This is a genomic window from Dietzia sp. B19 (genome assembly GCF_014145155.1).
Taxonomy (GTDB): Bacteria; Actinomycetota; Actinomycetes; order Mycobacteriales; family Mycobacteriaceae; genus Dietzia; species Dietzia natronolimnaea.
In genome coordinates this window covers 1-6,179 of record NZ_JAALED010000370.1, presented here as the reverse complement: position 1 = coordinate 6,179, position 6,179 = coordinate 1, and the positions used below count along the sequence as shown (strand labels likewise).

The following is a 6,179-nucleotide window of genomic DNA, read 5'->3' as shown; positions in this document are numbered from 1 at the left end:
GCGGCCGTCATCGCGCACCTCCCCCTGCGGCGACGGCGGAGAGGTCGGCGGAGAGGTCGGCGCCCCGGACTCCGCGCGCCGGGTCGAAGACCGCGATCTCCGCGAGCGCGCCGACGACGGTGGCCACGTGATCGGCCACCAGTCGTGCACCGGTGTCGGGGTCGGCGCCGGTGGGGTCGCCGATCACCCCGGTGTCGGACAGGTCATCGGCCAGCCAGCCGAACTTCACGGGGCCGGTGAACCCGATGTGCTGACACCCGGCCACTCCGGTGGGGATCCTGGCCTCGGCCACGGACATGTCGACGAGGTCCGTGCGCAGGTGGAGCATCATCGACGTCTCGGCCCACCCGGCGTGGATCCCCATGCCGAGTTCGGTGGGGCCGGGGTTGGCCCGACCGGCGTACAGGAAGGTCCGCAGGCCGCTGCGCCGGCGCAGTTCCCGCAGCGCCACCTCCAGCAGGGCGGAGTTGCCGCCGTGGCAGTTGACAAAGAGCACGCGGCCGAACCCGCTGGCGCTCAGTGCGGATCCGAGCTCACGGACCTGGGACAGCAGGGTGTCCGCGGTGATCCACATCGCCCCGGGGAACGAGGAGTGCTCGTCGCTCTTGGTGTATCCGAGGGCGGGCATGAGCCAGGCGTCGACCTCGCCCCCCGCCCCTTCCCCGGCTGCGGCGGCGGCCACCGCCCGGGCCGCCACCTCCTCGGCCACGATCAGGTCGGTGGCCAGGGGAAGGTGGGGGCCGTGGGGTTCGATCGCACCGGCGGGGATGACGGCGACGGGATCGCCCCGGCCCACCCGCGCGGCCTCGACGGTGCTCAGGTCCGCATAGCGCCGGGCGGGCCCGATCATTCCTCCCACCGCCCGGGATTGAGCAGGCCGTGGGGGTCGGTCCGGGCCGCCAACGCCCGCACCTCCTCGGTTCCGTGGTCCACCCGGTACTGGTGCGGGGAGTGCACCCTCACGCCCAGCTCCTCCAGGACGGGCACTCCCGCGTAGGCGGCCTCCGGGTCGGTGTAGTGACCGTTGAGCATGCCGAACATTCGGCCGTGGCCGGCCTCGAGGTGCAGGGTTCCGCCCGGATAGACGGCCTCGACCTCGTCCAACCGCTCCACCAGCGCGTCACCCTGGCATTCCATGTGGAACCACGTGTCCGGCTCCGCTTTCTGCAACCAGTGGGTGGGGTGATTGTAGGACAGGGTCGAGACCTTGATTGACTCGTTGACCCCCTTGCGCACCGCTTCCACCACTCCCCCGGCACCGGTGACCAGGGCGCTCACCTCGTCCACGACGGAGGCCTCGACGATCGCGCGCAGACTCGCGCGGCCGGGCGGGATGGCCTCGTCGGGCGGTAGGCACCCGGCCACGTGGGCGCCATCGGCCGAGCAGAGCCGCGGCGCAGGGTCGAGACGGTGGATGCGCGGGACCACGGAGAAGGCGTCGTGGTGATCGTCGAAGCTGGCGTAGAGGCAGCGCCAGTCCTGCAGGGGTTCGATCCTCACGGTGGCGCGGACGATGATCCCCGCGACCCCGTAGGTGTGCACGAACGGCTGGGCGTCCTCCCCGGTCAGGTGCACGATCTCGGCGTCGGGGTGGGCGTAGACCACGTCGAGCGCCTCGACGAACCCCTCGTGGTTGCGGCCGTGCACGATCGTTCCGGTCCCTGCGGACCCCCCGGCCAGGAAGCCCCCCAGCGTGGACTGCACGGTCGAGGGATACATCCACAGCTGGGAGTCGTCGCGTGCGAGCCGCTTCTCCAGGCTCATCATGCGGACGCCTGCCTCGGCGGTGACCGTCCCGGCCTCCGGGTCCACGTCGTCGATGCCCCTCAGGGCGGTCAGGTCCAGCACGAGACCACCGTGCAGCGGCACCACCTGCCCGTAGTTGCCGGTGCCCTTTCCCCGTGAGGTGATGGGGACCCCGCGGCGGACCGCCGCGCGGACGATCGGCGGGACCTGCTCGACACTCGTGGGCCGAACCACCACCTCGGGGCGGCCGATCGGCCACTGCGCACGCAGGATCGGGCTGAGATACGAGCCGTCCTGTGAGGCCTTGTCGAGGCTGCGGTCGTCGGTGAGGACGAGCTCCGGGCCGAGCAGGTCACTCAGATCCTCGACGAGTCCGGCCACGTCCGGGGCCGTGGGAGCCGTCGGCGACGCCGTCTGGGTCTCGCTCACTGGGGTGCCTTCCTGAATCGGGTGGTCACTGGGGGGATCAGTTCATCCCGATGGCCGGGTCGATGAACCGGTTGGTCGCGATGGTCTCCGGTGCAACGTCCTCGGCGATCGCGACGTCGGCGGCCTCGTAGATGCCCGTGACCATCCCGACGATGTCGGCCAGTCGTTCCTCGTCGAAGTTGCCGACCGTCGAGTCGGGACCGTTGCCGACGATCTCCCGGTCGAGCATGGCCTCGACGGCGAAGTCGGCCAGCTCGGAGCTGTAGACCCAGCCGGTGTTGAACTGCTCGACGGCGTCGACGATCACCGCGTTGGTGCGATCCGGGTCCGCGAAGTACTCGACCTCGGCCTGCTGCAGGACCGGAACGAGCATCTCCAGGCACGCGGAGTTGTCCTCGAGCTCGGCCGAGCGCACCGCCATCATGGACTTGTAGATCGGGTACCCGGTGTCGTGGAGCAGCTCGTAGGCCACGGGCTTACCCCACTCGGCGACCTCGTTCTCGTAGATGAACGGCTCGGCGCTGGCGTAACCCTGTTGCGCGACCGACCCGCCGGCCGCCACGAAGTTGGACGGCGACCCGTCGTAGCTGCCGTCGACCTGCTCGGGGTCCAGGATGCCCTCACCGGTGAGGTAGTCCATGTACGCGTTGCCCTCGAAGTACAGGACTCGGGTCCCCTCGTCCTTGAGGTCGGCGATCCGCGCCACGTCGGGGTAGGTCTCCGGGTCCCACATGATCATCTGCGGGTTGATGTCCAGCGGCGCGAACACCCCGATCGTCGGATTGTTGAGCGAGTTCTGCACGGCCTGGTCGGAGTCCACGTAGCCGAGCATGATGTCGGTGTCCTGGTACATCTGCGCGGTGACCTGCTGGAAACCGATTGCCGGGCCACCGGTGCGGATCTCCACGTCCACCCCGGTGTACTCCCCCGAGGCGAACAGCGGGCCCGAGACGGCCTTGGCGCCCGCGTCGATAGTGGGTTCCGGGCCCAGCAGCTCGTAGAGGTGTCCGTGCTCGGCCTCCGGGTTCCAGTCGGTCTGGACGACCACGGTGGCGGGGCAGCTCTCGCTGAGGTCGACGGCCCCGATCTCACCGCTGTATCCGGACGCCGCCTCGGCGGACTCGGAATCGGAACCACCACAGGCGGTCAGTGTGGCGGCTCCGAGGGTGCACAGGGCGGCCACGGAGAGCACGGTCCTGGTGGTGTGGGTGCGGCGCATCTGGGTCTCCTCCCGGGGGCCGGATCAGGCCTCCCGTATTGACGTGATCAATATCTATAGTGAAGCGGTGCTACGTTTCGGTTGTGTTGCCGGTCGGGCAGATGTGGGTTACGGCCGGGGCGAGACTCTCGCCATCACCGCTGGTCGTCGGCGTTGTACCACCGCCCCACCACCTTGCGGGAGAGTAACCCGAAGGCCAGGAACACGGCCACACCGAGCAGCGAGGCGAGCAGGATGGAGGCGAACAGTTCCGGCGACTGCAGCCGCGCCCGATAGGTGTCGATGAGGATGCCGATCCCCGGGTCCCCCTGCTTGAAGAAGAAGTCGCCGACGATCGCCCCGACCACGGAGAGCCCTGCGGCCACCCGCAGGCCCTCGAACAGCGCGGGCAGCGCCGCCGGTGCCTCGAGTTTGCGAAGCACGGTCAGTCGGCCGGCGTGGTGAAGCCGGAAGAGCCTCCGCAGACCCGGGTCGACGGACTTGAGCCCGAACAGGGTGTTGGACACGATCGGGAACAGGGCGATCAGCACGCAGACGAACACCCGCGCGGTGAACCCGAACCCGAACCAGAAACCGATGAGCGGCACCAGCGCGAGGATCGGGATGCACTGCAGCACCACGGCGTACGGGAACAGCGAACGCTCCGCCCACGTCTCCTGGCTCATGACGATCGCCCACACCACCCCGATCACGAAGGCGATCGCCAGGCCCGTCAGCGCCACCACGGTCGTCCGCCCCAACGCCTCGAGCATGGCCTCGAGGTTGGGCCCCAGGAATCCATCGGTGATCACGACGTGCGGCGGGGGCAGCAGGAAACGGCGGGCGGGTTCGAGAACCACGTAGCTGACGAAGTACCACAGCCCCAGGAAGGCGGCCAGGACGACGAGCGGGCCGCCGATCCGTACGAGGGTCCCGTCCGCGGAGATCCGGCGCCGCCGCCCGGCCGCCGCCGAGGTGGGCGCGGTGACCGTTGTCGCGCCGACCGGTGCGGGGGCGTCGGACCCCGGGTCCGCGTCGGGCTCGGCCGAGGTGCTGCCGGCAGCGGTGTTGGTGGTGGTGGTGGTGTTCATCAGTGTGCCTCCTCCAGAGCCTGGGAAACCTCGCCGACGAGGTTGATGTAGTCGGCCGAGTACCGGACCTCGGGGTCGCGGGGGACGTCGAAGGGGACGTCGATGGTGTGGACGATGCGGCCGGGACGCCCGGACATGACGACGACCCGGGTGGACAGGTACACGGCCTCGGCGACCGAGTGGGTGATGAACAGTCCGGCGAACCGTTTGGCCGCGAACAGCTCCAGGAGCTCGTCACCGAGTCGCTGCCGCGTGATCTCGTCGAGGGCCCCGAACGGCTCGTCGAACAGGAACAGCTCGGGCTCCAGCGTCAGCGACCGGGCCAGCGACACCCGCATCTTCATCCCGCCGGACAGTTCTCGCGGCAGGGAGTGCTCGAAGCCGGTCAGCCCCACGAGGTCGATCGCCTCCTGCGCCCGCTGCCGCCGCTCGGCCTTGCCGATCCCGTCGAGCTCGGCGAGCATCTCGACGTTCTGGGCGACGGTGCGCCACGGCAGCAGCGTGGCGTCCTGGAAGACGTACCCCACCCGGTCGGTGCCGGTCTGCATGTAGCCGTCGGTATGGGTCGCCAGGCCGGAGGCCAGCCCGAGCAGTGTGGACTTGCCGCACCCGGAGGGTCCCACCACGCTGACGAACTCTCCGGCCCCCACGCGGAGATCCACGCCCTCGAGCGCGCGGGTGCCGTTGGGGTAGGTGACCCCGACGTCGGAGAAACCGAGTATCTCGGTACCCGGCCGGAGGACGGGGCGGGCTGGGGTCGTCATGGTGCCTCCTGGAGATCGGGCGGGTGGGTCGAGGCCTGTGTGAGGGTCGAGGTCTGTGTGAGGAAGGGGTCGACGAGGACGGACGCCCTCGCGGACACCATGCGGCCCGCGCGAAGCACGATCCGGTCCACGGGCGCGTCGGCGATCACGTCGTCGAGCCCGCTCGCGCGCACGAGCAGCAGATCTGCGCGGCGGCCGGGAGCGGGACCGGCGGGCGGCAATCCCATGACGTCGCGGGCGCCGTCGGTGACCAGGTGCCATGCGGTGTCCATGTCGAGGTGGGCAGCGATGACCAGCAGCATCGCCGTCTCGATCGCGTCGGAGCGGCCGACCGGGTTGAACGGGTCGCGCACGTTGTCCGCACCCGCGCCCACGGTGACGCCGCCGTCCAGCAGTGCCCGCACGGGGGGCAGCCCGCGCGGCGTGGACGTGCATTCCGCCCGCCCCTGGAGGTAGAGGTTGGTGACGGGCAGTGTCACCACTCCCACACCCGCGCCGCTCAGCGCGGTGGCAGCGGCCGACTGACCGGACGCGTCCATCGTGCCGATCCGGCAGCAGTGACCGGCCGTCCGGATTCGGCCCGGTTCCCACGAGGCCACCCGGTCGGTGAAGGCCGTGAGCATGCCGTGGTCGCCGTCGAGGAACTCGTCGACGTGCAGGTCCACGCCCACCCCGAGCTCTTCGGCCAGGTCGATCAACCTGTGTGTCTCCGCGGCGGTGTCGGGGGCGATGTGCGGGGCGCCACCGATGAGGTCGGCCCCGGCCGCGATCGCGTCGCGGGCCCGCTCGGCGGGGTCCTCATCGCGGACCATCACCGCGATCTGCAGGTCCAGCACGTCCGCGAGCTCGTCGCGCACCCGGACCATGGCCCGGACTCCGCGGAGCGGGTCACCCTCGCTGTGCAGATCCACATGGGTGCGCACCGCCGTGGTGCCGCTGGCCACCAGTCTC

General features: G+C 70.3%; 6 protein-coding genes. All 6 read right to left on the bottom strand.

Annotation, left to right across the window (positions count from 1 at the left end; all coding sequences use genetic code 11):
• Window positions 1–7: 7 nt before the first annotated feature.
• Entirely contained in the window at window positions 8–850 is an 843-nt protein-coding gene (locus G6020_RS11010; RefSeq protein ID WP_182610659.1) for a creatininase family protein, read from the bottom strand.
• Window positions 847–2,175 carry an FAD-binding oxidoreductase gene (locus G6020_RS11005; protein ID WP_182610658.1) on the bottom strand — a complete coding sequence of 443 codons (1,329 nt, stop codon included), beginning with the start codon at window positions 2,173–2,175 and terminating at the stop codon, window positions 847–849. Before G6020_RS11005 ends, G6020_RS11010 begins: the two co-directional genes overlap by 4 nt.
• Before the next feature lie 37 nt (window positions 2,176–2,212).
• Window positions 2,213–3,394 carry an ABC transporter substrate-binding protein gene (locus tag G6020_RS11000; RefSeq protein ID WP_182610657.1) on the bottom strand — a complete coding sequence of 394 codons (1,182 nt, stop codon included), beginning with the start codon at window positions 3,392–3,394 and terminating at the stop codon, window positions 2,213–2,215.
• Between the two features lie 134 nt (window positions 3,395–3,528).
• Window positions 3,529–4,464: an ABC transporter permease gene (locus G6020_RS10995; RefSeq protein WP_241732673.1), complete on the bottom strand. Its 936-nt coding sequence runs from the start codon at window positions 4,462–4,464 to the stop codon at window positions 3,529–3,531.
• Window positions 4,464–5,228, bottom strand: a complete 765-nt coding sequence (locus G6020_RS10990; RefSeq protein WP_182610656.1) for an ABC transporter ATP-binding protein — start codon at window positions 5,226–5,228, stop codon at window positions 4,464–4,466. Before G6020_RS10990 ends, G6020_RS10995 begins: the two co-directional genes overlap by 1 nt.
• Window positions 5,225–6,179, bottom strand: a 955-nt coding sequence (locus G6020_RS10985) for an amidohydrolase family protein (protein WP_182610655.1), incomplete at its 5' end; no start/stop codon positions are given. The genes G6020_RS10990 and G6020_RS10985, both read right to left, overlap by 4 nt.